Source organism: Amycolatopsis sp. NBC_00438 (assembly GCF_036026695.1).
Classification (GTDB): Bacteria; Actinomycetota; Actinomycetes; order Mycobacteriales; family Pseudonocardiaceae; genus Amycolatopsis.
The window spans coordinates 7,263,875-7,287,869 of record NZ_CP107923.1; the positions used below are offsets into that span (position 1 = coordinate 7,263,875).

The window sequence follows — 23,995 nt, forward strand, 5'->3', positions numbered from 1 at the left end:
GACACCCTCAGGGACCTGAGCGCCGTGAGGGTGCCCTTCACGCGCGTCAGGCGTGGAAGTGCGCCTCGCCGTGGGTGGCCGGACCGTCCGGCGTGCCGCAGTGCTGGACGAACGTCGCGTCGAGGTCTGTCACCTTGCCGTCGGCCGCCCGGTCGAGGCGGTCGATCGTGAAGTCGGCGTAGTCGTCGCCGCAGCCGAAGTTGCCGGTCACGGTGAAAAAGCCCGGGTTCGCCGTGGCCGGCTCCGACGACTCGCGGTGCCGAGCACCCGGGTAGGCGCCCGGGTGCAGCGTCTCGCCCGCCGGCGCACTCAGCTCGACCCGCAGGTCGTCGAAACCGGACTGGACGTCGATCTTCAGGATGCCTTCGTTCACCCAGACGCGGATCTCGTCGCCGGGTCCGCTGTAGCTCGCACTGCCTTCCAGCGGCCAGGCGCCGTCTTCCGAGGTGTACACGACCGTCTGGACCGGATCCGCCGAAGCGACCGGCGCCACGGCCAAGCCCAGCGCCAGCGTGGACGCGGCGAGAACACCGTTACGCAGCAAGGATTTCATCAACAACCTCCCCAGTCGGAGCCGCCTCCCGCGGCACTGAAGCGATGATGGCACCGGCCGCGCTCTCCGCACCCGGTTTGCGCCGTTCACCACTTTTCGCCGGGCCTTGCAACCGTTTCCGGCGTTCCGCTCACCGGTGCAGCGACGCGCCCTTGAGGATCTTGTCGACGGCGTTCTTCGGGCCGTGCACCGCAAGGCCCGCCAGGGCGAGCTTCTCCCCCGGGACCACGCGGACGGCGGCTCGGTTGTCGTCGTCGTTGCCCGTGTGGAACAGCTCGTCGGTGAAGATCGAGAAACGGAGGCCGCGGCCGAGGGCGCGGCCGTGCGCCGCGGTCAGGACGTCGCCGGTGCCGGAGAAGACCAGCACCGGCTGACCGAACATCGGCAGGTACGCCGTGCCGTCGGCGTCTTCGTAGGGCTCGCCCATCAGCTCGGGCGTGACGTGCGCGATCCCGCTGACCAGGAACGCCGTGACGTTCAGCCGTTGCCAGGACGCCAGGTCGTCCCGCAGCAGGACGGCGATCTTCGTGTCGAAGGAACTCATGCGAAAAGCGTCGCCCGCCGCCCACGCCTGCGTCTTGTACGTTCTTGACATGGAGGCGCGCGTCTCGGCTTGGCGGCCGGCGGTCCCGGGGATCGCCGAGGTCTTCCACGCGCGGTTCATCACCCACGCCTACCCGCTGCACACGCACGACACGTGGACGCTGCTGATCGTCGACGACGGCGTCATCCGCTACGACCTCGACCGCCACCACCACGGCGCGCTCGGCCCGGCGGTGACGCTGCTGCCGCCGAACGTCGCGCACGACGGGCGCGCCGCGACCAGCCACGGCTTCCGCAAACGCGTGCTCTACCTCGACGCGTCGGTGCTGGGCGAGGACCTGATCGGCGCCGCGGTCGACCGCCCGAGCCTCGCCGACAGCCTGCTGCGCACCCGGATCCACCAGCTGCACGAGTCCCTCACCGACGCGGGCGACGCGTTCGAGGCCGAAAGCCGGCTCGCGCTGGTCGCCGACCGGTTGCGCGCCCACCTCGGGCGGCCCGCGTCCCACGAACCGAAACGCGGGCTCGCCGACGACCTGCGAGACCTGCTCGACGCGAAGCTGCCCGAAGCGATGACGCTCGCCGAAGCCGCGGACACCCTCGGCGCGCACCCCGCGTACCTCGTGCGCTGCTTCGGCGCGCGGTTCGGCCTGCCGCCGCACCGCTACCTGACCGGCCGCCGCGTCGACCGCGCGCGACGGCTGCTGCTCGACGGCGCCCCCGCCGCCGACGTCGCCGCGGCCGCCGGGTTCACCGACCAGGCCCACCTGACGCGGCACTTCAAGCGCTACCTCGGCACGACGCCGGCCCGGTACTCCAAACCCCGCTGACGCCGACCCCGCACGATGGAGCACGTTCGGAGGCGCGTCTTGTGTCAAGATGGCGACATGCTGCGTGAACTGCACCTGACCGGCGACCCCGCGGCCGACAAGCTGCTCAACGACGATCCCTTCGCCCTGCTCGTCGGCATGCTCCTGGACCAGCAGTACCCCATGGAGCACGCGTTCGCGGGCCCGCGGAAGATCGCCGACCGCATGGACGGCTTCGACATGGCGAAGATCGCCGCGACCGACGTCGAGACGTTCGTCGAGATGTGCGTCGTACCGCCCGCCATCCACCGCTACGGCGGTTCGATGGCGCGGCGTGTCCACGCGCTCGCCGAGCACATCATCGAGACCTACGACGGCCGCACGGAAGGGCTCTGGACCGCCGGCCGCCCGAAGCCCGACGGCCCCGAGGTCCTCAGGCGGCTGCGGGCCCTGCCCGGCTTCGGCGAGCAGAAGGCGAAGATCTTCCTCGCCCTCCTCGGCAAGCAGCGCGGGGTCGCGCCGAAGGGCTGGCGCGAAGCGGCCGGCGCCTACGGTGACCGCGGCTCCCGCCGGTCCATCGCGGACGTCACCAACGCCCAGACGCTCGCCCAGGTCCGCGCGTTCAAGAAGGCCGCCAAGGCCGCGGCCGAACCCGCCTCACCCGCGTAACCACACCCGCAACGGCCCGAGCGGCTCCGCGCCGTGGCCGAGCGCGGTCGCCAGCGCGTCGCGAACGCCGGGGCCAGGCCCGCGCTCCACACTGCCAGCGCAGCCACGAGACCAGCTCCGTCTCCAGCACCCGGACGCGGGGACCGGCGAGCGCGTCGCCGCAAACCGTCCTAAGTGGACCGATACGGCAGGCCGGCGAGTTCGTCCAGCACGAGACAGGCTTGCGCCGGTGCCCACCAGGGGAATTCGACGACGGTGTCGAACAGGTCCAGCACCTCGGGCGGGGCGCGTTCAGCCGACGGCGACCTCTTCGCGGCGTTCGCGCACCCGGCCCCAAGCCAGGCTCACCAGCAGCAGCGCGACGAGCGTCAGCGCGGCCGCGACCTCCGGCAGCACCAGCGGGCCGGCGGAGTCGAGGACCGCGCCGCCGACGACGCCCGACAGGCCGACGCCCAGGTAGATCGCCGACGCGTTGAGCGAGAGCACCAGGCCCGCGTGGCCCGGGGCCAGCTCGATCAGGCGGTGCTGCACCGGCGGGCTGAACGACCACGTCGCCACGCCCCACACGAACAGCGTGACGCCGGCCGCGATCGGCGTCGTCGTCGCGATCGGCAGCAGCGCCAGCACGACGGTGATCCCGGCCGTCACGACGAGCAGCGGCGCGCGTGAACCCCAGCGGTCGGCCGCCCGGCCACCGGCGAAGTTGCCGACCGCCCCGCCGACGCCGTAGCAGAAGAGCAGCACCGTGACCGCCGTGCCGTGGACACCCGCGGTCGCGGCCAGCAGCGGGGACACGAACGTGTAGACCATGAACGCGGCGAGGCACCCGAGGACCGTCACGGCCAGCATGACGAGCACGCGCGGGTCACGGCCGGCCGCGAACCGCTCGCTCAGGCTCACCCGCGGCGGCGCGGCGACCGACGGCAGCGCCAGCCGCACCGCCAGCGCGCTCGCCAGGGAGAACGCGGCAACCAGCGCGAACGCCGGCCGGTAGCCGAGGTGCTGCGAAATGAGGCTGCCCAGCGGCACGCCGAAGATGAGCGCGACGGTCAGGCCGCCGAACACGAGCGCGATCGCGCGGCCCCGGCGTTCGGGGCTGGTCAGCTGGGCCGCGACAGCACTCGCCGCCGGGGTGAACACCGCGGCACCGATCGCGGTCACCACCCGGGCGACCAGGAGCGTGCCGTAGCCGGGCGCGAGCGCGGCGAACAGGTTGCCGGCCGCGGTGACGACGAGCGCGGCGACCAGAAGCGTGCGCCGTTCCCAGGTGCCGGTGACGGCGGCGAACAACGGCGAGCCGATCGCGTACGCGATAGCGAACGCGGTCACGAGCTGCGCCGCGGCGGTGGCCGAGACGTGCAGCTCGCCGGTCAGCGCGGGCAGCAGCCCGGCGACGATGTAACCGCTGGTCCCGACGCCGAACGCGCCGAAGGCGAGGACCGAGATCCTCGAGGACGAGGGTGCGGACATGGGTGGAGCCCCCAAAGCGGAACGGGTGATTGGTTCGACGAACGTCGTAGTTCGACGACTACCGTACTACGCGGTGGCGACAATTTCGACCGGCGTCGTACTATGAACTCATGGCCAAGTCCGTGACGCTGCCGCCGCTCGTCCACCCCGAGCAGGACGAGATCACCATCGAAGGCGTGCTCCGCGCCCTCGCCGACCCCGTGCGCCTGGGGATCGTCCGGCAGCTGGCGGCGGAAGGCCGCGAGATCGCGTGCGGCGGGCTGACCGTGCCGGTGACGAAGTCCACAATCACCCACCACCTGAGCATCCTGCGCCAGGCCGGCGTCGTCGCCGGCCGCCAGGAAGGCACGACGCGGTTCAACTCGTTGCGCCGCAAGGATCTTGACGCCCTGTTCCCGGGCCTGCTGGACGGCGTCCTCGCGGCGCCTCGCTGACCGGCGCGCCCCGGGTGTGGATCGTCACCCGATATCGGGATGACAACGACCCCCCTCGTCGGTTGGACTGTGGGCAGGGCAGCTCACGGCGTCGATGCCGGGTAGCTGTCTTCCTTTTTGCCCCCGGACTGAACCGATCCAGCACCTGAGATCGGGACGGCCGGGTAATCGATTTCTCACCTTGGAAGGAGTGCCGTGCCCGTCGCGCTGCTCGCGCTCGCCATCGGAGCTTTCGGCATCGGGACCACCGAGTTCGTCATGATGGGCGTGCTGCCCCAGACGGCCGCCGACTTCGGCGTCGACATCCCGACCGCCGGCTACCTGATCTCCGGCTACGCCCTGGGCGTCGTCGTCGGCGCCCCGCTGCTCACGGCAGCCGCCGTCCGATTGCCGCGCAAGACCATGCTGCTGGCCATGATGGGCCTGTTCACGCTGGGCAACGCCCTCTTCGCGCTCTCGCCGAACCAGGAGTTCGGCGTCGCGTTCCGGTTCCTCGCCGGGCTGCCCCACGGCGCGTTCTTCGGCGCCGGCGCGGTCGTCGCGTCCGGTCTCGTCGGCCCCGGCCAGCGCGCCAAGGCCGTCTCGATGATGTTCCTCGGGCTGACCCTGGCGAACGTCATCGGCGTGCCGCTGGGCACGCTGCTCGGCCAGCAGGTCGGCTGGCGCGCCACCTTCGGCGTCGTCGCCGTGATCGGGCTGGTCGCCGCGGCCGCCATCGCGAAACTGGTGCCACACCAGGGCAAGCCCGCCGAAGCGTCGCTGCGCACGGAGCTCAGCGCGTTCAAGCGGCCGCAGGTGCACCTGGCGCTGGCGATCGTCACGTTCGGGCTGGGCGGCGTGTTCGCCTGCCTGAGCTACATCACGCCGATGCTGACCGACGTCGCCGGCTACTCGCCGTCGAACGTCACGCTGCTGCTGTCCCTGGCCGGCGTCGGCATGACGATCGGCAACCTGCTCGGCGGCCGCCTGGCCGACAAGGCCCTGATGCCGGGCCTGTACGCGGCGCTGCTCGCGCTGGCCTGCGTGCTGGGCATCTTCACGATCACCGCACAGGGCAAGGTCGGCGCCGCGATCACGATCTTCTTCGTCGGCGTCGCCGGCTTCATGATCGGCCCGATGATGCAGGCGCGGATCATGGAGAAGGCCGGCGGCACGCCGTCGCTCGTCTCGGCGGCGGTCCAGTCGGCGTTCAACATCGCCAACTCGATCGGCGCGTACCTGGGCGGCCTGGTCATCGCCGGCGGCCTCGGCCTGGTCGCCCCCAACTGGGTCGGCGCCCTCCTGGCCGTCTTCGGACTCTCACTGGCCATCGTCTCGGGCACCTTGGACCGCCGCGAAGCCAAAGCCGAGCGCCGCGGAGCGCACCGGGACTTGGCTCTCACATCTTGAGAGCCTCGTCCCAAACGACGCATCTTTCCCTACGAAAGCTGCGCTTGGGGACGTCCTAAGAGGAGCTGAGCGGGCCGCCGATGATCGTCAAGGCGACGAACAGGATCAAGGCGGCCAGGCCCACGTAGGTGACGATGTCGACGGCCTTGCCGCGGATGGCCAGCAGCCCGGCCTTCTCCGTCGACAGCACCGCCCGCAGCACCGCGGCGACGAGGAGCGCGGCGCCGATCAGCGCCGCGCCCTCGCGCCAGTGGTACTGGAAGATCCGCAGGGCGGCGACCGCCACGACCACCAGGACCGCCGCGAACGGCAGCTGCGTGAACCGCGGCTGCCGTGGCCGGCGGTCCCGCTGGTCCTGCCGGTCTTCGGTCATGGTCATCGGGCCTGGACCGAGCGCTCCGCCGCTTCGACGACGTTGCTCACGAGCATCGCCCGGGTCATCGGGCCGACGCCGCCGGGGTTCGGCGAGATCCAGGCGGCCACCTCCGCCACGTCCGGGTGAACATCGCCGGTGAGCTTGCCGTCCACGTGGGACACGCCGACGTCGAGCACCGCGGCGCCCGGGGCGACCATGTCCGGCGTGATGATCCCCGGCACGCCGGCCGCGGCGACCACGATGTCCGCGCGGCGGACCTCGGCCGCGAGGTCGCGGGTGCCCGTGTGGCACAAGGTGACGGTGGCGTTCTCGCTGCGGCGGGTCAGCAGCAGGCCCAGCGTGCGGCCGACGGTGATGCCGCGGCCGACGACGGTGACGCGCGCGCCGTTCAGCTCGACGCCGTGGCGCCTGAGCAGCTCGATGATCCCGTACGGCGTGCACGGCAGGGCGCCGCGCTGACCCAGCACCAGGCGGCCGAGGCTGACCGGCGCGAGGCCGTCGGCGTCCTTCTCCGGGTCGATGCGCTCGAGGACGCGGTTGGCGTCGAGGTGCTTCGGCAGCGGCAGCTGGACGATGTAGCCGTGACAGGCCGGGTCGGCGTTCAGGTCGTCGACGACGGCCTCGAGCTTCTCCTGGGTGATGTCGGCCGGCAGGTCGCGGCGGATCGAGTTGACGCCGATCTTGCCGCTGTCGGCGTGCTTCATCCGCACGTACGAGTGCGACCCCGGGTCGTCTCCCACCAGGACGGTGCCCAAGCCCGGCGTCACCCCCTTCGCGGCCAGCGCCGCGACGCGCGGCTCGAGCTCCGCGAAAATGGCGTTCTTGGTGGCTTTGCCGTCGAGAATCTTCGCCGTCACGAGGTCCATTCTGGCAAAGGGGCGCCCGCGCGTCGCTTCCAGGCGTACGCGGTCGCAGCCCGTAAACTCATCGCCACTCCCGGAGCGCCCGTCCGTGATCTTGTCCGCGACCAACCTGTGATCTATGGCACGTCGCATCACGCGAGGTCAGACCGGGTGTCGCGGGGTAGCCGAGCGGCAAAACCCACATGCGGGGTGCACTCGCGCGCGCGAACAGTCAAAATGTCCCCGTGGCACAACCGACGACGCAGCTGAACGCGACGGAGCAGGACACCCTGGTCAAGCAGATCGGGCTGGCACTGCTGCGCGCCGCCCCCCGCGACTGGCGCAAGGTCAGCGCGGAGTACCGAGCCGTCGGGAGGTACCACGAGCTGACCGGCGAGATCGTCACCGAGGACGGCACGGTGCACGAATGGCTCGCCACCCACGACATCGCGACCCTCTTCGGGCGGTTGCGCGGGGGGATGTACCGCGACGGCCGGGGTACCTGGTTCAACGCGCGGTACCAGCTGGACCACCCGTCCAGCTACAACCTCGAGTACAACCGCGACGAACCCGTGTGGAACCTCGCGCCGCCCCCACAGGCCTATTCGGACGAACTGCGCATGTTCCCCCGCACGGAGGAGAACGTGCCCGAGTGGCTGATCCGGCGGATGTCCGGGCTCGGCCCGGAGCAGCCGGGGCCGCACTTCCGGATCGCCCGGATCTTCGACACGATCGGCCCCGCGGGCCGGCCGGTGATCAACCGGCCCGACCTCGAGGTCGACGAGCAGGACCGGATGCTCGAGTACCTCGACCGGGCTCCCCTGGTCGTCACCGAGCGCGGCTACGACATCGACCGGCTGGCTCAGACGCCCGAAGCCACCGTGCCGGTCGCGTTCCACAGCGACGGCCAGTGGATCTGGCCCGCCGCCGTCAACTTCTACCTGCAGAAGTACGGCGTCTCGCCGGAGCCGGACCTGGTCGAGCACGTCCGCGCGGTCGGCTTCAAGCTGCCGCCGGTGGACGAGCCGACGCTGCAGGCCGCCGGGGCGTACCTGACCCGGGGCAACCCGCAGCAGCAGCGTCCCGCCGGGCCGCCGCCGCAGGGACCGCCCCCGCAGCAACCGCAGGGACCGCCGCCCCAGCAGCAGGCCCCCGCGGGCCCGCCGCCGGCCGCCATGGCCGCGCAAGCTCCCCCGGCCCCGCCGGTGCCGCCCGTGGCGCCGCCGCAGCAGCACCAGGAGCCGCCCGCACAGGTCGAGCCGCCGCTCCTGACCCACGCGCCCGTGGAGCCCGAGGCCCCGGCCGAGGAGCACTACGAGGATGACGCGTACCCCGCCGCGGGCGAGCCGCAGCAGGAGTACTCCGAAGAGGGCTACGACGACCAGGAGTTCGACGACCGCTTCGCCGAGGACGACCAGTACGCCGAAGACGGCCACTACGAGCCGGCCGGGCACGCCGCCGGGTCGAACGGCACGACGCCGGAGCCCGGCCGCGTGCCGGACCTCGACGAGACCGCGGAGTACGTCCCCGACCAGCCGATCGGGCAGGAGGAACCGGCGCACGACGGCGTCGCGTTCGACTCCGGTCGGCCGGAGCCGGAAGACGCCTTCCCTGCAGGCCGCCACGAAGAGGCCCAGCCGGACGACGAGCCGGCCCACGCCGTGTTCGAGCCCACACAGGACGCCGCCGGGCGGACCGTGTTCCAGCCGCCGGTGCGGGACGACGACGGGTTCGACGCCCACGACGACCACGACGCACCCGACGACGAGACCGCGCGCTCCGCGTTCGAGGCCGGGCAGCCCCGGCGGGAGGACGAGCCGGCGCACGCGGCCGCGTTCGACCCCGGCCCGCCGACCATGATCACCCAGCCCGAGGTGCCCGGCGTGCTGCCGGTGCCGGAACCGCCGGCCCCCCAGCCGGCCGTCCAGGCGCCGCCGCAGGCCGAGCCCGCACCGCCGGTGGCCCCCCGGTCGGGGCGGCGGGCGCTGCGCCGCGAGACGCCGGACCACCCGGTGCTCGCCGGGCTGCAGTCCAAACTGGACGAACTCGACGTCCCGGAGAGCGGCTACAAGCTGGGCGAGCCGGCCGAGCACGGCTGGAGCGTCGAGGAAGTCGACGACGGCTGGCGCGTCGGCTGGTACGACGGCAAGCTCAGCAACCCCGCGGTGTTCGGCGACGCCGAGGACGCGGCCGCGTTCATGCTCGGCAAGCTGCTGCTCCACCCGGAGGGCCACGTGCCCGCCGAGGAGCCGCCCGCGCCGGAGCCCGAACCGGAACCCGAGCCCGAGCCGGAACCCGCGCCGCAGCGGGTCGTCGCGACGCTGTCGCCGGAGATCGCGACCGGCTCGTACCCGGTCCGCAAGCCCGAGCCGGTGCCGCCGCAGGAGCAGACGGCGTTCACCAGCGCCGAGGAGCTGTTCGGCGACCTCGAGGACGACGAGCCGCCGACGCCGGTGCGTCAGCCCGGCCCGCCCGCGCCGGTGCCCGCCGGCCCGGGAGGTCCGGGTGGTCCGCCGCCGATGGCGCAGCAGCAGGCCGGACCGCCGCCCGGGGCGCTGGCCCCGCCGCGTCGTGAGCCGCCGCAGTCGGCGCCGACGGTCCTGGCGCCGGTGCCCCAGGGCGCCCCGCTGGTCCCGCCGGGACAGGGGCGGCCGGAACCGGCCCGCCCGGCCGTCAACGGCGGTGGTGGTGGCGGTAACCAGCAGTGGCCGATCGGGCCGATGTCCGGTGAGCCGCCGCTGACGCTGTTCCGCGGCAAGGAGCTGCGCGAGCTGCCCGCGGGCAGCGAGCTGGACCGCTTCGGCGGCCCGAACGGCAACCTGACGTACGCGGCGGGCACGCCGTTCGCCGAGCGGTCGCTGGTGCCGGAGTGGATCAACCGCACGTACCACGTGTACCGGGTGCAGCGGCCGCTGGAGACGCTCGCCGGCGTCGCGATCCCGTGGTTCAACCAGCCCGGCGGCGGGTCGGCGTACCTGCTCCCGGCGTCGATCGAGGAACTGGTCGCCGACGGCGCCCTGCTCGAGCTCGACCCGGGCGAACCGCCGATCGACTGAGTCCGTCCACGAAGCCGGCGGCGAGCACCCTGTGCTCGCCGCCGGTTTTTGTTTGTCTAGCGGACGACCAGGCCGTGGGCCGCGGCGAAGGAAATCGCGGTCTCCATGTCGACCTGCGCGCCCCGCAAGTCGGCCTGCACCAGGGCGTTCGCGTCGAGACGCGCGCCGCGCAGGTCCGCGCCGTCGAGCTTCGCGCCCTGCAGCCGGGCGCCCGTCAGGTCGCTGCCGCGCAGGTCGGCGCCGGTGAGGTCGGCCTCCATCAGGTTGGCTTCGCGCAGCCGCAACCCGGACAGCCCGAGCCGGCGTAGGCGCGCCTTCGCGAGCGACGCCAGCGAAAGGTCGCACTCGGTGAGCGCGATGCCGCCGAAGCCGCTGTCACCGAACGACGAACCCAGTAGTGAGCACGAGGACCAGCGGCTGTCGACGAGGACCGTCCGGTCGAACGTGCACGAGCGGAACGCCGAGGCCTCGTGCCGCGAGCGGGACAGATCGGCCCGGCTGAAGTCGCAGTCGTCGAACGTGCAGCCGCGGGTCTGCAGCCCGCTCAGGTCCGCCCCGGTGAAGTCGCAGCCGGTGAACCGGCGCTTTTCCCACCATTGGCCGGACAACCCCGCTTCGCGGTAGTCCTCCCCGGTTTCCAGCACGGCCCCAGGGTGCCACACGCCCGCGACCCGGCCGCAACCGTCCACTGTGGACGTCAGTTGACCAGGTCCGCGCCCTGGACGTAGTTCATCGCCGCGACGTACTCAGGCAGCTGCGAGCGGCGCATCAGCTCTGGTTCATCGAGGTCCTCCAGTCGCGTCTGGATCCACCAGAGGTTGCCGAACGGGTCGCGCACGCGTCCGACGCGGTCGCCGAAGAACAGTTCCGTCTGCCGCGTCACCTCGGTCGCGCCCGCTGCCAGGGCCTTCCGCTGCGTCTGTTCGCTGTCCGGGACGTAAAGCCGCAGGTACGCCGGGGTGGCGGGCCAGTCGTCGCGGGAGTCGAAGGCCAGCACGACCGCGTTGCCGACGCGGACCTCGGCGTGCCCGATCTTCCCGTCCTCGCCGACGACCCGGGCGATCTCCTCGGCGTCGAAGGCGCGCTTCAGGAAGTCGAGCAGGCCGGCGGTGTCGCGGCCGATGATCCACGGGGTGACCGTCGTGTAGCCGTCGGGAACGGGGTTGACCATGGTGCCTCCTTGGTTGTGCGGACGACGCTAGAGGCGAAATAGGACGGGTCCTGACCGCTGCATACCGGCGTCATGGGAGTTCCGCTGCGGCCGCCGGCGGTCACCGCGCGTGCTTCGAGAACTTCCCGTTGCAGTTGGACGTGCGCCCAGGCCGCCGGGATCGACCCGGCCGAGCTGACCGCGCGCCGGACGGCACGCTCGTCGCCGAGGTCGAGAGTGTCTCGGGCCTGCTGGGCCTGACGCCGAAAACCGGGTGAGTTCTCCCCCGCCGGTCATTAGCGTGACGACGTGCCCGATCACGCCTTCGCCGACCCCGGCCTCGCCTCGCTGTACGACACCCTCAACCCGCGGGAGAGCTCCGGCGACTTCGAGTTCTACCTGCCGATGATCATGGCCGCGGAGTCGGTGCTGGACGTCGGCTGCGGCACCGGCTCGCTGCTGCACTGGGCGCGTGAGTCCGGCCACACCGGCCGGCTGGTCGGCCTCGACCCGGCCGAGGGCATGCTCGCGCAGGCCCGCCGCCGCGACGACGTCGAATGGGTGCTCGGCGATTTGTCGACCGCGCGGTGGGACAGCGAGTTCGACTTCGCGGTGATGACCGGGCACGCGTTCCAGGTGCTGCTGACCGACGACGAGCTGCGGACGGCGTTCGCGGCGATCCGGCGCGCGCTCAAGCCCGGCGGCCGGTTCGGGTTCGACACGCGCAACCCCGCGCGCCGCGCCTGGGAGCGCTGGACGCCGGATCACGTGTGGCAAGCGGGCACGGTGCGTTCGTGGAACGACGCCGGGCCGTTGGTGGACGGCCGCGTGACCTTCAAAACGACCTTCGAGAGCCCGGACTGGGACGCGCCGAAGTACAGCGAGTCCACGCTGCGTTTCCTCGACGTAGCCTCGCTTTCCGCCTTCGTGGAGGAGGCCGGCCTGGTCGTCGACGAGCAGTTCGGTTTCTGGGACCGCACGCCCGTGACCGACGCGAGCCCGGAGATCATCACGATCGTCCGCCGCCCCTGACTCACTGGAAGTCGCGCGACTTCGCCTTGATCCGCATCGGCAGCGCCTCGACCCGATCGGCGAGGACGCTGACCACGCCGTCGGCCTTCTCGACGACGCCGCGGATCAGCAGCGCCGAGCTGCCGCGCGCGACGCGGTGGTAGCGCTGCCACAGGCCGAGCGTGCAGATCACGTTGACCATCCCCGTCTCGTCCTCGATGTTGAGGAACGTGATCCCGCCCGCCGTCGCCGGACGCTGCCGGTGGGTGACCGCGCCGCCGATGAGCACGCGCGCGCCGTCGTCGTGGTCGGCCAGCCGGCCGGCCGGGACGACGCCGAGCGCGTCGAGGCGGTCGCGGATGAACTCGGTCGGGTAGCTGCCCGGCGAGACGCCGGTCGCCCAGACGTCCGCGGCCGCGACGTCGAGGCCGTCCATCCCGGGCAGCGTCGGCGCCTGCGTGCTGATCAGGCCCGGCAGCTTTTCCGCGCGTTCCCCGGCGACCGCGCCGGCCGTCCACAGCGCCTGCCGGCGGTCGCCGCCGAAGCTCTCGAACGCTCCCGCCGTGGCCAGCGCCTCGATCTGCGGCGTGCTGAGCCGGACGCGGCGGGCGACGTCGGCCATGTCGGTGAAGTCGCCCTTCGCGCGCTCGGCCACGATCTTCTTCGCCAGCTCCTCGCCGATCAACCGGATCGTGCCCAGACCGGTGCGTACGGCGTGCAGCTTTCCCTTGTCCGGCAACACTTCCAGCGTCGCGTGCGGCAGGCTGCGGTTGATGTCGGGGCCGTGCACGGTGACGCCGTGGCGGCGCGCGTCGGCGACCAGCGACTGCGGTGAGTAGAAGCCCATCGGCTGCGCGCGCAGCAGGCCCGCCAGGAACGCGTCCGGGTGGTAGAGCTTGAAGTAGGCGCTGGAGAACACCAGGTGCGCGAAACTCAGCGCGTGGCTCTCGGGGAAGCCGAAGTTCGCGAACGCCTTGAGCTTCAGGAAGATCTTCTTCGCGAGGTCTTCTTCAACGCCGTTCGTGGCAGCGCCCTCGAGGAACCGCTGCCGCAGCTGGTCCATCTTCCGCTCGGAGCGTTTCGACCCCATCGCGTGCCGCAGCTGGTCGGCCTCCGCCGCGGTGAAGTTCGCGACATCCAGCGCGATCTGCATCATCTGCTCCTGGAACAGCGGCACACCCTTGGTCTTGTGCAGGGCCTTTTCCAGCAGCGGATGGTCGTAGGTCCAGGTTTCCTTCTTCTGCTTGCGGCGGATGTAGGGGTGCACCGAACCGCCCTGGATCGGGCCGGGGCGGATCAGCGCCACCTCGACGGCGAGGTCGTAGAACTCGTCGGGCTTCAGGCGCGGCAGCGTCGCGAGCTGCGCCCGGCTCTCCACCTGGAAGACGCCGACCGCGTCGGCGCGGCCCAGCATCTCGTAGACGTTCTGGTCGGTGAGGTCCAGCTCGGCGAGGTCGATCTTCTCGTCCTTGTACTCCTCGACGAGGTCGAGCATGTAGTGCAGCGCCGAGAGCATGCCGAGGCCGAGCAGGTCGAACTTCACCAGGCCGGCGGCGGCGCAGTCCTCCTTCTCCCACTGGATCACGCTGCGGTCGGCCATCCGCGCCCACTCGACCGGCACGACCTGGCTGACCGGCTCCTGGCACATGACCATCCCGCCGGAGTGGATGCCCAGGTGGCGCGGGAAGTCCTCGAGCGCGAAGGCGAGCTGCACGACCTCGTCCGGGATGTCGTGGTCGTGGTCCTTTTCGGTGTCGCGCAACGAGCCCCAGCGGTCGATCTGCTTGCTCCAGGCGTCCTGCTGGCCCGGCGAATACCCCAGCGCCCGTGCGGCGTCGCGGACCGCGGACCGGGCGCGGTAGGTGATCACGTTCGCCACCTGGGCGGTGTTGAGCCGCCCGTGTTTCGCGAAGACGTACTGGATGGCCTCCTCGCGGCGGTCGGACTCGATGTCGAGGTCGATGTCCGGATAGCCGTCGCGGTCCGGGGCGAGGAAGCGTTCGAAGAGCAGCTCGTAGGCGACGGAGTCGACCTTGGTGATGCCGAGCGCGTAGCAGACGGCCGAGTTCGCGGCCGAGCCCCGGCCCTGGCAGAGGATGTTGTGCTGGTTGCAGAACCGCACGATGTCCCAGACGATCAGGAAGTAGCCGGGGAAACCGAGCTCTTCGATGATGGCGAGTTCGTGCTTGATCTGTTCCCGGGCTTTTTCTTCGTGGTCCTTGCCACCGAAGTGTTTCTTGGCGCCCTCTTCGGTGAGCTCCCGCAGGTAGGTCGTCTCGGTGTGGCCCTCGGGCACGTCGAAGGGCGGCAGCTTCGGCGCGATGAGCTTGAGCGGGAACGCGCATTCGATGCCCAGCAACGCCGAACGCCGTACCGCGCCGGGATAACGCCGGAACATCACGTCCATCTCCGCGCCCGAGCGGAGGAAGGCGGCGCCGGCCGCGGGCAGCCAGCCTTCGAGGTCGTCGATCGCCCGCCGGGCCCGGATCGCGGCGAGCGCGTCGGCCAGCCGGGCCCGCTCCGGCCGGGCGTAGTGCGCGGCGGTGGTGGCGACGGTCGGCAGGCCCAGGTCGTCGGCCATCTTGGCGAGCAGGTCGTTGTGCGTGCTGTCGAGCGGCTGGCGGTGATCGGTCAGCTCGACGTAGACGTTGTCGCGGCCGAATCGCTCGACGAGGTCTTTGAGCTTCTCCGCGGCGGCCGCCGGGCCGTGCGTGACGAGGGCCGAGCGCACCGCGCCCTTGCGGCAGCCCGTCAGCACCACGCACTGCCCGGCGACCTCCTCGGCGACCGCACCGAGGTCGTAGCGGGGCCTGCCCTTCTCGGCCTTGTCACCCGCGCCGTCGAACCCGGCCAGCTGCCCGGCGGTGATGGCACGGCAGAGGGCCCGGTAGCCCTGGTCGCCGCGCGCCAGCAGCAGGAGGTGCTCGCCTTCGGGATCGGCGACGCCGTTCTGCGGGCCCTGGAGCCCGAAGCTCAGCTCGGTCCCGAAGACCGTGTTCACGCCGAGTTCCCGCGCGGCCTCGGCAAAGCGCACGACGCCGTACATCCCGTCGTGATCGGTGAGGGCGATGGCGTCGAGGTTCAGCCGCGCGGCCTCTTCGACCAGCTCCTCGGGATGGCTGGCGCCGTCGAGAAAGCTGAAGTTGGAATGGCAGTGCAGCTCGGCGTAGGGCACCCGGACGGCCTCCCCGCCGTCGTCGGTACCGCGCCCGGACAGGTCGTCCGGGCGCTGGTAGCCCTCACGGTGCCGGCTCCAGGCGGGGCTGTCCCCGTGGTCGCCGGGCACGCCGTCCAGCCGCCTCGCGAGGTCCTTCCAGGGGACGGGCGGGTTGTTCCAGCCCATCTAGCGGCTCCGGTTCCCGGGATCGTCGTTGTCGTTGTTCCGGTTGTCGTTGTTCCCGTTGTCGTTGTTCCGGTTGTCGCGGTTCCAATTCGACGGATGGTTGCGACGGCAGCGTTCGCGGGCCGCCTCGAGCTCTTGACGGCGGCTTCGCTCGATGGCGTCGTCGAGTTCTCGCCACGGCCTCTGCTCGTCGAGCGGACGCCGGCGGCTCGGCGGCTCGGCCTGGTCGTCGGGATCGCGCAGCGGCCAACGCGGCTCCTCGGGCTCGGCCACGCGGTCGCCGATCTCCGCTCGCTCCGCCGCTTTCCGACGGTGCCAGTTGGCCGGGTGGTTCCAGCGGCTCCGCTCCTCGGCCGCGGTCCGGCTCTCCTGATCGGTTCGCTCTTCGGTCTCCCCCAGGTCCTCCGGATCGCGAGGCAGCGCCAGGCCACCTCGGTCTTCGGCTGTCGTGCGGCGTGCCGGTTCCCGCGGCTGCCCCGAGTCACCTCCGTCCGCGGGCACGGTCCGGTCCCCGGCCTTGCCCCGGCGGCGGTTCTCGTCGGACAGCCGGGGTGCCGGGATCTCCACGTCGTCGGATTCCCCGCGGGGCCGCGGCGCCCCCGGGGTGGCGCGTAGCCAGTCGCGCAGCAGGCGTGCGTAGTCCTCGTCCATGCTCAGTCGTACACTCCCTCAACCGTCCACAAAGGATTCTCGGTGCCCGCGCAGTGCACCAGCACCGCTTCGGGTGGCTCGTCCGGACCGTCGCTCGCGAGGAGCAGCTGGAGCCGGGCACGCTGCGGCCCCGGCTGCCGCCGGTTGCCCGCGAGCGGCCACGGGCCGGCCCAGCCCACGACGTCTCGCTGCGCGCCACCGGTGACGCTCAGCCGGCGCGGGGCCGCCGTGACCCACTCGCGGGCGGTGATCCCGACGGCCCGGCCTTCGGCGTCGAAGACCTGGGCGGGGACCGGCCGGTCGAGGACCGTCGCCGGGGAAGGCGCGGGGAGGCGTCCCGGCCAGGTGGCCTCCGCCGGCGTCGTCCGCTCGCGCGGGTCGCCCCAGGGCACGAGCCGGATCCGGGCCACCGGGTCGCGGCCGCCGTCGAGCAGCGGGGTGAGCACGCCTTCGGGCCCGAGCAGGCCCTGGACCCGCACGAACGCCCGCGCCGCGCGTTCGTTGTCCTCCTCCAGGCCGCCTTCGCCGCCCAGTTCGAGCTGCAGCGACCGCCCTTCGACGGTCTCCTCCGGTTCCAGCCGCAGCCGCACCACGCCGGACCTCGGACGGTGCCCGGGCGCGGCCCGCAGCCAGCCCTCGAACTGCCAGCGCACACGATCGGCGACCCCCGCGGGTGTCAGCGGTTCCGCGCAGCGCCACACCCGGCCGAGCTGTTCGCCGTCTTCGGTGACGGCGTGGATGCCGAGCCGGGTGCAGGCCAGGCCGTGGCCCGCCAGCCCGGCGCAGAACCGCGTCGCGAGGCCTTTGGCGAGGAACGCCGCGACGTCCACGCGCTCGATGACGGGGTCGAACTCCTCGGTGAGCGTCAGTTCCGGCGGTGGACGCCGCCGCAGCGGCGGACGTTCCGAGCGCCCCCGCGCCAGCCGGTGCGCGAGCAGCCCGTCGGCACCGAAGCGGTTGACGACGTCGCGCTCGGGCAGGGCCGCGAAGGCGCCGAGCGTCCGCAACCCGAGCCGTCGCAACAGGTTCACGAGCTCCGCGCGGTCGGCGTCCGGCTGGTCGAGCTCGGTGACGGGCAGCGGAGCGAGGAACTCGGCGACCTGCCCGGGCTCGACGAACTCACTTCGCCGAGCGGCGAGCGTCGCGGCGAAGAGCCCTTCGGCCACGCCGACCTGACACTCGACCCCCGCGGCGGCGGACACCTCGTCGACAAGCCGTTCGACGAGCGCGTGTTCACCCCCGAAGTACCCCGCGGCCCCGGCAACCGGCACGGCGACGAGCCCGGGCCGCACCACCTCCACCCCGACCACCAGCGCCTCGACCGCCCGCGCGACGGCCTCGAACAGCCGAGCGTCACGCCCGTCATCGGCCCCGAAGACGGCCAGGTCCGGACACCGCGACTGCGCCTCCCGCCGCCGCATCCCCCGCCGCACCCCATCCCGCCGCGCGACGGCGTTACAGGCGACAACCCGGTTGGCATTGAAGACGGCAGCGGCCCGGGTAACGGCAACCCCACCAACAGCCGCCGCGGCGACAGCGGGCCAGTCCGGGCACCAGAGGACGAGCATCCGGGTGGGGAGAGCGGAGGAGCCGCGTTGGCTGGGGACGGTCATGTGCCCTCCCGCAGCGGGCCGTCGATGTCGCCGCTCGTGACGCTGCCCCGGCCGTGCCGGTCTCGACAGAGCCTCGGCGCGCGGACGAGCCCGCCCGCCACGTGGTTGGCAGGTCGACACGGGTGATTGAGGAGTCGACTCGCGTGATTGAAGGGTCGACACACGTGCCCGCCGGGGCAAGACGCGGAGGTGGACGGCCGCCTCACGCATGCCAACGGCCGGCTCGCGTACCCGCAAGGTCGGCTCGCGTACCTGAAGGGTCGGCTCGCGTACCTGGAGGGTCGGATTGCGGAGTTGACGGGTTGGCTTGCGAGGTTGGGTGGGTGGTGCTTGGCGGGGACGGCCAGGCGAGCGTCCATTGTGGACTGGGTCATGCGGTCTCCTCGCGCAGCGGGGAGACCGGGGCGAGACGGGGTGCGGCGGCAGCGCGGAGCGAGCCAGTGGGGGTGGGGAGGTGGACGTGCGCCGAGACCGGGCGGGCCGCCGCGCCGCGGCCGCGGGAACGGATCAGCGCACGGCGTTCGCGGAGGTGGCCGTAGCCGTCCTCGAGGCCTGACCAGGCGTCCAGGCGGCACGACAGCTCGACGTCCGCGGCCGGCCAGGCACCGAACGCCAGCAGGACCGCGCCGCGGTGGCGGGCCCGCGCCGACAGCCGCCGCGCCACGGACGGCTGGATCGTCGACGTCGAGGCGACCACCAGGTCGACGCCGTCGAGCAGGGCCGCCACCACCGCCGGCAGTTCCGCGCCCGGACGCGGGACCAGCGCCAGCCGGGCGAGGTCCACGCCGTACTCGGCCGCCGCCGCGAGGCCCAGTGACGGCAGGCCGACCACCGCCGCCCACGACCCGGCGGCGGTGGCTTCGGCCAGCAGGGCGAGGAGCAGTGAACTCGCCCCGTGGACCGCCACGGTGGTTCCGCGCCGGAGGCCGGCGTCGGGCAGCAACCCGGCCAGCGCCGGGACGACCGGGAGCACCCCTCCCGTCGCCCCCGCCTGGCCGGCCTGGGCCGCGACCCGGCTCGCCGTGCTGACCCCGGGCAGGGCCGCCAGCCGGGCCACCGGCGGCTCCACCACAGCGGTCACCGCACGCACCTCCCCACCAACGGACCAGCGACGACGGCCGCGCCTCTCCCAAAACACGACCGGCGGCACTGGCACGCCGCGGGGAAGGCGGCGGATCCATTACCATCATCGAACACCTGTTCGATGCATTCAGTCAACCGCGAACGGCCGACCCTGTCAAGTCACCCACAAGTGGGGTACGACGACGGGAACACCAGCCGCCCGCGGCGACCCGGTCGAGCAGGTCGTCCAGGGCCGTGAACACCTGCCGAACCGGCTCGCCACCGATCGCCACAAGCTGCTCGGTCACCCCCGTTGCCGCAGTTCAGAGCCGCCCTGTTCGGGGGCGGCCATGCACGACACCGGCAGGATCCGGCACCCGGAGGAACTGTCGGCCAGGCTCGGCGCACGAGGGTGGCCGGCTACGAACCGCTCCCGCGCAAGGCGTCGAAGAGGCACTGGCCCGATTCGCGCGGACGCACCAGGACCTGCCGGTCAGGGTGACGGCGAAGCCGTGCACCGCCCGCGGGGTGCGCGGCCGGTCGCGCGGCGCGACCGGCGATTCCCACGGCGCCGGGAGCCGGGCCGACGACGTCGAACGGGCCGGAAGTCACCCCGCCGCCGTAATGAAGTTGCCCGCGGCCGGGCCGCGTCATAGACAGACCGCCGTGGACATCATCGAAGCCCGGTCCGACGACGGCCCCGAACTGCTGGTCCTGCAGCGCTGCTGCTGGGTCCAGGAGGCGATCCTCAACGACACCCTCGACATCCCCGCGCTGCACGAGACCCTCGAAGACCTGCGGGACTGGACGAAGAAGTGGTCGGTGTGGACGCTGCGGGACGGCCACCGCCTGGTCGGCGCGGTCCGCGCCCGGCTCGACGGCGGCCGCTGGGAGCTCGGCCGGCTGATGGTCGCGCCCGACCTCGCCGGCCGCGGGCTGGGCCGGCGGCTGCTCGAGCACGCCGAGGCGCAGGCGCCCGCGCACGTGCGCACGTTCGTCCTGTTCACCGGGGCCCGCAGCGCCCGGAACATCCGGATGTACGAGCGGGCCGGCTACCGGCTCACCGACGCCCCGGGCGCGCCGGGCCACATCCGGGGTGCCGTCCATCTCGAAAAGAACGTCCCAGAGAACGGCCCAGAGAACGGCACGGAGGACGGCACGGAGAACGGCACGGAGGACGGCACGGAGAACGTCACAGAGCGCGAAAAGCCCGGTCCACCCGTCTGACGCTGCGGGGTCGGCTAGATTCCCCGGTGACTTCCGGGGGTGGCGATGGCGAAGAGACCGATCCTGTGGGCGGCCGGGGTGCTGGTCGTGGCGGGCGTGGTGCTGGCCGTCGTGCTCGCGTCCGGCGGCAGCGGCCTGCCCGGCGCGAAGGCCGCGGCTCCCGGGCCGACGACCATCGGCCCGGAGTGGCGCTCGTTCCGCGCCGACGTCACCGGCATCCGTCCCGGTCCCGACCCGTTCAGCCTGTTCGTCCAGGTCGCGCTGCCCGGCCCGGACCCCGGCTGTGTCCGGGAGCCGCGGATCGAGCAGGTCACCGAGGCCAAGACCGACATCCGCGCGGACGTCGTCTACTCGACGCGGCCCGCGGCGGGCGGCTGCGAGGACAAGGTGCCCGCCGAGCTGCGGCTGGCCACGACCGGGCCGATCGCGGACCGGACGGTGATCTTCAACGCCGACAACGGCAACGCCTGGCACAAGCTCGGCGCCGGCTGGGGCCACTGCGCCCCGCAGGGCACCTGCGCCCCACCGGCCGACCACTGCGACCCCGCCTGGATCGGCGCGGCGGTGTCCGCGACGGGCGCCGAGAGCAGCGGCGCCACCCGCGCCTGCGACTCGAACTGGCTGGTCCTCGACCTGCTGACGCACCAGACCGACCCGCCGTCCCGCACGGCCTTCCGCTGGAGCGACGCCGGCTGGACGGCGTTCGCGCAGGCGAAGTCCGCGGGCTGCGCGGAGATCCGGGCGGCCGACCCGAAGTTCCCGGCAGCGCTGTGCAAGGCGCTGCCGGCACCCTCGTGAGCCGCTCCTAGCGCGGCAGTTTCTTGACGACCTCGGCGCCGACGGTCTTCACCGCGTCGTCGGCTTCCTGCTGGGGAATCGGCGAGTTCGAGAAGAACCCCTTGTCCCAGCCGGACACCTCGACCGTGAAGACGCTCGTCCCCTTGAGCACGTGCAGTTCGGCGCCGCTGAACGCGCTCTGGGTGATCAGGCGGACCAGCGCCGCTTTGTCACCGAGGCCGCGCACCTCGATCGGCGGCACCTCCGGCTTGGTCGGCATGAAGTTGTTCTTCGCCTGCTGCTGCGCGCCTTCGCCGGAGTACTCGACGACCCGGATGTTCAGCGTGGCGTCACGGACGTTCTCGTCCGGCCCCGGCTTGAAGCCGCAACCGATCTGCTTCAGGCCCGGCACGGCCGCGGCGGCGCCGGGGTTGCCGCTGACGAAGCTCGGGAAGCCGGCTTTTTCCAGTGCCGGCGCGGGGATCTGGCACTCGGTGGGCACCGGCGACGACACCGGGTCCGCGCCGGTGCTCGCGTAGTAGTCGCCCGCGAAGATGCCGAGCGGGATGCCGGCGCCGAGCAGCACGACGACACCGCCGACGATGCCGAGGATCAGCCCGGTCTTCCTTTTCTTGGGCGGCGGCACCGGACCGCCGTACCCGGGCGGCGGATATCCCTGCTGCGGCGGATAACCGGGCTGCTGGGGGTAACCCGGCTGCGGTGGGTACCCGGGCTGCTGCTGATGACCCGGGTACCCCTGCTGACCTCGACCGTACTGCGGTGGTTGCTGCATCGAGCCCTCCCTCTCGAAGCGCGCGGGTCAGTGCGCGAAGTGCCGCGTCCCCGTCAGGTACATCGTGACGCCCGCCTTCTCCGCGGCCGCGATCACCTCGGGGTCGCGGACCGAACCGCCGGGCTGCACGATAGCGCGGACGCCCGCCTCGACCAGCACTTCCAGGCCGTCCGGGAACGGGAAGAACGCGTCCGACGCGCCTACCGAGCCCTTGGCGCGATCACCCGCGCGCGAGACGGCCAGCCGCGACGAGTCGACCCGGTTGACCTGGCCCATGCCGACGCCGACGGTCGCGCCGTCGGCGGCCAGCAGGATCGCGTTCGACTTCACCGCGCGCAGCGAGCGCCACGCGAACTCGAGGTCGCGCAGGGTCTGCTCGTCGGCCGCGGTGCCGGTGGCCAGCGTCCACGACGCCGGGTCGTCGCCCGGCGCGTCGATCGCGTCGACGGTCTGCACCAGCACGCCGCCGGAGATCGGGCGGAACTCGATCGGCGACGGCCGGTCGATCGCCGGCAGCTTGAGCAGCCGGATGTTCTTCTTGCGCTGCAGGATCTCCAGCGCCTCGGCGTCGAAGTCCGGCGCGAGCACGACCTCGGTGAAGACGTCGGCGATCTGCTCGGCCGCCTCGCGGCTGACCGGCCGGTTCGTCGCGATGACACCGCCGTACGCCGAAACCGGGTCGCAGGCGTGCGCCTTGCGATGCGCCTCGGCGATGTCGGTACCGACCGCGATGCCGCACGGGTTGGCGTGCTTGATGATCGCGACGGCGGGCTCGGCGAAGTCGAACGCGGCGCGCCGGGCGGCGTCGGTGTCGACGAAGTTGTTGTAGGACATGGCCTTGCCGTGCAACTGCTCGGCGTGCGCCAGGCCCGGGGCCTGGCTCTTGTACAGCGCGGCCTTCTGGTGCGGGTTCTCGCCGTAGCGCAGGACGTCGGCGCGCTCCCAGGTGGCGCCGGTGAAGTCCGGGAAGCCGGAGTCGACACTGTCCTCATCGGGGGCGTAGACGTTGGCGAACCACGACGCGACGGCCGTGTCGTAGGCCGCCGTGTGCGCGTACGCCTGGGCCGCGAGCCGCTTGCGGTCGGCGAAGTCGAACCCGCCGTCGGCGACGCGCTCGAGCACCCAGCCGTAGCGGGCGGGGTCGACGACGACCGCGACGCTGCCGTGGTTCTTCGCCGCCGCGCGGACCATCGCCGGGCCGCCGATGTCGATGTTCTCGACGCAGTCCTCGGGGCTCGCGCCGGACGCGACGGTCTGGGTGAACGGGTACAGGTTGACGACCAGCAGGTCGAACGCCGCGATCCCGAGCGTGCTCAGCTGCTCGACGTGGCCGGGGTTGCCCTGGTCGGCGAGCAGCCCGGCGTGCACGTTCGGGTGCAGCGTCTTGACGCGGCCGTCCAGCGACTCCGGGAACCCGGTGACCTGCTCGACCGGCGTGACCGGGACACCCGCGTCGGCGATGGCCTTCGCCGTGCCGCCGGTGGACACGATCTCGACGCCGGCCGCGTGCAGGCCGGCCGCGAGGTCCAGGAGGCCGGCCTTGTCCGAGACGCCGATCAGCGCCCGGCGGACCGGACGCCGTCCCAGGTCAGTGCTCACGAAATGTCACCTTTCGTCCGTCCACGGTGCAGCCACCGCGGCCGAGTCGCTCGATCGTTTCCACCAGCAGCCTGCGTTCGACGGCCTTGATCCGTTCGTGCAGGACGTCTTCGTCGTCGTCGTTGTCCACGACGACCGCCTCCTGGGCGATGATCGGCCCGGTGTCGACGCCGGCGTCCGCGAAGTGCACGGTCGAGCCGGTGACCTTCACGCCGGCGGCGAGCGCGTCGCGGACCGCGTGCATCCCGGGGAACGACGGCAGCAGCGCCGGGTGTGTGTTGAGCACCGTGAACCGGCCGAGGAACTCCTCGCCGAGGATCTTCATGAACCCGGCCGAGACGACCAGGTCGGGCTGGTAGGCCGCGACGGCCTCGGCCAGCGCCTTGTCCCAGGCGGCGCGGTCGGGGTGGTCGGCGACGCGGACGGTGAACGCCGGGATGCTCAGGCGTTCCGCGCGGGTCAGGGCCTCGATGCCGGTGCGGTCGGCGCCGACGGCGACGACCTTGGCCGGGAAACCCGACCGGCCGGTGGCGTCCAGCAGCGCCTGCAGGAGGGTGCCGGAGCCCGACGCGAGCACGACGAGCTTCACCGGAGTGGGCAGCTCCAACCGTTGAGACAGAGCAGGCTC

At 72.3% G+C, this 23,995-nt stretch carries 22 protein-coding genes; 8 read left to right on the forward strand and 14 right to left on the reverse strand.

Translation table 11 applies throughout. The features are described 5' to 3' along the window. Positions 1-46: 46 nt before the first annotated feature. Positions 47-553, reverse strand: coding sequence for a hypothetical protein (locus OG494_RS32715; RefSeq protein ID WP_328445312.1), 507 nt, complete (start codon positions 551-553; stop codon positions 47-49). A gap of 130 nt (positions 554-683) precedes the next feature. Then, positions 684-1,097 carry a DUF2000 domain-containing protein gene (locus OG494_RS32720; RefSeq protein WP_328445314.1) on the reverse strand — a complete coding sequence of 138 codons (414 nt, stop codon included), beginning with the start codon at positions 1,095-1,097 and terminating at the stop codon, positions 684-686. A 49-nt stretch (positions 1,098-1,146) separates the two neighbouring features. On the opposite strand from OG494_RS32720, the gene OG494_RS32725 reads away from it, so the two are divergent. After that, a complete protein-coding gene (locus tag OG494_RS32725; protein ID WP_328445316.1) occupies positions 1,147-1,926 on the forward strand; it encodes a helix-turn-helix domain-containing protein in 780 nt (259 codons plus the stop codon). Positions 1,927-1,983: 57 nt separating this feature from the next. Beyond that, a complete protein-coding gene (locus tag OG494_RS32730; RefSeq protein WP_328445318.1) occupies positions 1,984-2,574 on the forward strand; it encodes an HhH-GPD-type base excision DNA repair protein in 591 nt (196 codons plus the stop codon). Positions 2,575-2,865: 291 nt separating this feature from the next. On the opposite strand, the gene OG494_RS32735 is transcribed toward OG494_RS32730, so the two are convergent. After that, entirely contained in the window at positions 2,866-4,044 is a 1,179-nt protein-coding gene (locus OG494_RS32735; RefSeq protein WP_328445320.1) for an MFS transporter, read from the reverse strand. Positions 4,045-4,154: 110 nt separating this feature from the next. Here OG494_RS32735 and OG494_RS32740 point away from each other — a divergent pair, with 110 nt between their 5' ends. Further along, on the forward strand, positions 4,155-4,478 hold the full coding sequence (locus OG494_RS32740; protein ID WP_328445322.1) for an ArsR/SmtB family transcription factor: 324 nt from the start codon (positions 4,155-4,157) through the stop codon (positions 4,476-4,478). Between the two features lie 195 nt (positions 4,479-4,673). Beyond that, on the forward strand, positions 4,674-5,867 hold the full coding sequence (locus OG494_RS32745) for an MFS transporter (protein ID WP_328445324.1): 1,194 nt from the start codon (positions 4,674-4,676) through the stop codon (positions 5,865-5,867). A gap of 55 nt (positions 5,868-5,922) precedes the next feature. Here the strand turns inward: OG494_RS32745 and OG494_RS32750 are convergent, their stop codons facing one another. Beyond that, the gene (locus OG494_RS32750) at positions 5,923-6,246 is read right to left on the reverse strand and encodes a DUF3017 domain-containing protein (RefSeq protein WP_442874308.1); all 324 of its coding nucleotides are present in this window, start codon (positions 6,244-6,246) and stop codon (positions 5,923-5,925) included. Then, positions 6,243-7,100, reverse strand: a complete 858-nt coding sequence (locus tag OG494_RS32755; protein ID WP_328445325.1) for a bifunctional methylenetetrahydrofolate dehydrogenase/methenyltetrahydrofolate cyclohydrolase — start codon at positions 7,098-7,100, stop codon at positions 6,243-6,245. Before OG494_RS32755 ends, OG494_RS32750 begins: the two co-directional genes overlap by 4 nt. 188 nt (positions 7,101-7,288) lie before the next feature. Between OG494_RS32755 and OG494_RS32760 the strand changes: the two genes are divergently transcribed. Beyond that, entirely contained in the window at positions 7,289-10,141 is a 2,853-nt protein-coding gene (locus OG494_RS32760) for a TNT domain-containing protein (protein WP_328445327.1), read from the forward strand. Between the two features lie 56 nt (positions 10,142-10,197). Here the strand turns inward: OG494_RS32760 and OG494_RS32765 are convergent, their stop codons facing one another. Together OG494_RS32765 and OG494_RS32770 are read right to left on the reverse strand one after the other, a co-directional pair. Continuing rightward, positions 10,198-10,785 (reverse strand): pentapeptide repeat-containing protein, encoded by a 588-nt coding sequence (locus OG494_RS32765; protein WP_328445329.1) that lies wholly within the window; start codon positions 10,783-10,785, stop codon positions 10,198-10,200. A gap of 53 nt (positions 10,786-10,838) precedes the next feature. Next, the gene (locus OG494_RS32770; protein WP_328445330.1) at positions 10,839-11,312 is read right to left on the reverse strand and encodes a VOC family protein; all 474 of its coding nucleotides are present in this window, start codon (positions 11,310-11,312) and stop codon (positions 10,839-10,841) included. 288 nt (positions 11,313-11,600) lie between these two features. On the opposite strand from OG494_RS32770, the gene OG494_RS32775 reads away from it, so the two are divergent. Beyond that, positions 11,601-12,323, forward strand: coding sequence for a class I SAM-dependent methyltransferase (locus tag OG494_RS32775; RefSeq protein WP_328445331.1), 723 nt, complete (start codon positions 11,601-11,603; stop codon positions 12,321-12,323). A gap of 1 nt (position 12,324) precedes the next feature. Here the strand turns inward: OG494_RS32775 and OG494_RS32780 are convergent, their stop codons facing one another. The 4 genes from OG494_RS32780 to OG494_RS32795 all read right to left on the reverse strand — a co-directional run bounded on the left by OG494_RS32780 (position 12,325) and on the right by OG494_RS32795 (position 18,990). Beyond that, the gene (locus tag OG494_RS32780) at positions 12,325-15,645 is read right to left on the reverse strand and encodes an error-prone DNA polymerase (RefSeq protein WP_328445332.1); all 3,321 of its coding nucleotides are present in this window, start codon (positions 15,643-15,645) and stop codon (positions 12,325-12,327) included. Beyond that, a complete protein-coding gene (locus tag OG494_RS32785) occupies positions 15,646-16,296 on the reverse strand; it encodes a hypothetical protein (RefSeq protein ID WP_328445334.1) in 651 nt (216 codons plus the stop codon). A gap of 2 nt (positions 16,297-16,298) precedes the next feature. Continuing rightward, entirely contained in the window at positions 16,299-17,864 is a 1,566-nt protein-coding gene (locus tag OG494_RS32790; RefSeq protein ID WP_328459094.1) for a DNA polymerase Y family protein, read from the reverse strand. 415 nt (positions 17,865-18,279) lie between these two features. Next, positions 18,280-18,990, reverse strand: coding sequence for a hypothetical protein (locus OG494_RS32795; RefSeq protein WP_328445336.1), 711 nt, complete (start codon positions 18,988-18,990; stop codon positions 18,280-18,282). Positions 18,991-19,637: 647 nt separating this feature from the next. On the opposite strand from OG494_RS32795, the gene OG494_RS32800 reads away from it, so the two are divergent. Together OG494_RS32800 and OG494_RS32805 are read left to right on the forward strand one after the other, a co-directional pair. Then, positions 19,638-20,198 carry a GNAT family N-acetyltransferase gene (locus tag OG494_RS32800; protein ID WP_328445338.1) on the forward strand — a complete coding sequence of 187 codons (561 nt, stop codon included), beginning with the start codon at positions 19,638-19,640 and terminating at the stop codon, positions 20,196-20,198. 45 nt (positions 20,199-20,243) lie between these two features. Next, positions 20,244-20,996 carry a hypothetical protein gene (locus OG494_RS32805; protein WP_328445340.1) on the forward strand — a complete coding sequence of 251 codons (753 nt, stop codon included), beginning with the start codon at positions 20,244-20,246 and terminating at the stop codon, positions 20,994-20,996. A 7-nt stretch (positions 20,997-21,003) separates the two neighbouring features. Here OG494_RS32805 and OG494_RS32810 read toward each other — a convergent pair whose 3' ends face one another. Genes OG494_RS32810 through purN form a run of 3 tightly spaced genes read right to left on the reverse strand, consistent with a single transcriptional unit; the run spans position 21,004 to position 23,974 of the window. Further along, positions 21,004-21,768, reverse strand: coding sequence for a hypothetical protein (locus tag OG494_RS32810; RefSeq protein ID WP_328445342.1), 765 nt, complete (start codon positions 21,766-21,768; stop codon positions 21,004-21,006). A gap of 27 nt (positions 21,769-21,795) precedes the next feature. After that, a complete protein-coding gene (purH, locus tag OG494_RS32815; RefSeq protein WP_328445344.1) occupies positions 21,796-23,367 on the reverse strand; it encodes a bifunctional phosphoribosylaminoimidazolecarboxamide formyltransferase/IMP cyclohydrolase in 1,572 nt (523 codons plus the stop codon). Continuing rightward, a complete protein-coding gene (gene purN / locus OG494_RS32820; RefSeq protein WP_328445346.1) occupies positions 23,357-23,974 on the reverse strand; it encodes a phosphoribosylglycinamide formyltransferase in 618 nt (205 codons plus the stop codon). Before purN ends, purH begins: the two co-directional genes overlap by 11 nt. Between the last annotated feature and the right edge of the window lie 21 nt (positions 23,975-23,995).

Excerpts from the sequence above, each read along its gene's own strand:
- OG494_RS32790 (WP_328459094.1), bottom strand. The coding sequence starts at position 17,864 with ATGCTCGTCCTCTGGTGCCCGGACTGGCCCGCTGTCGCCGCGGCGGCT.
- OG494_RS32720 (WP_328445314.1), bottom strand. The coding sequence starts at position 1,097 with ATGAGTTCCTTCGACACGAAGATCGCCGTCCTGCTGCGGGACGACCTG.
- OG494_RS32770 (WP_328445330.1), bottom strand. The coding sequence starts at position 11,312 with ATGGTCAACCCCGTTCCCGACGGCTACACGACGGTCACCCCGTGGATC.
- OG494_RS32715 (WP_328445312.1), bottom strand. The coding sequence starts at position 553 with ATGAAATCCTTGCTGCGTAACGGTGTTCTCGCCGCGTCCACGCTGGCG.
- OG494_RS32760 (WP_328445327.1), top strand. The coding sequence starts at position 7,289 with ATGCGGGGTGCACTCGCGCGCGCGAACAGTCAAAATGTCCCCGTGGCA.
- OG494_RS32725 (WP_328445316.1), top strand. The coding sequence starts at position 1,147 with ATGGAGGCGCGCGTCTCGGCTTGGCGGCCGGCGGTCCCGGGGATCGCC.
- OG494_RS32740 (WP_328445322.1), top strand. The coding sequence starts at position 4,155 with ATGGCCAAGTCCGTGACGCTGCCGCCGCTCGTCCACCCCGAGCAGGAC.
- OG494_RS32785 (WP_328445334.1), bottom strand. The coding sequence starts at position 16,296 with ATGGACGAGGACTACGCACGCCTGCTGCGCGACTGGCTACGCGCCACC.
- OG494_RS32780 (WP_328445332.1), bottom strand. The coding sequence starts at position 15,645 with ATGGGCTGGAACAACCCGCCCGTCCCCTGGAAGGACCTCGCGAGGCGG.
- OG494_RS32735 (WP_328445320.1), bottom strand. The coding sequence starts at position 4,044 with ATGTCCGCACCCTCGTCCTCGAGGATCTCGGTCCTCGCCTTCGGCGCG.
- OG494_RS32730 (WP_328445318.1), top strand. The coding sequence starts at position 1,984 with ATGCTGCGTGAACTGCACCTGACCGGCGACCCCGCGGCCGACAAGCTG.
- OG494_RS32805 (WP_328445340.1), top strand. The coding sequence starts at position 20,244 with ATGGCGAAGAGACCGATCCTGTGGGCGGCCGGGGTGCTGGTCGTGGCG.
- OG494_RS32750 (WP_442874308.1), bottom strand. The coding sequence starts at position 6,246 with ATGACCATGACCGAAGACCGGCAGGACCAGCGGGACCGCCGGCCACGG.
- OG494_RS32810 (WP_328445342.1), bottom strand. The coding sequence starts at position 21,768 with ATGCAGCAACCACCGCAGTACGGTCGAGGTCAGCAGGGGTACCCGGGT.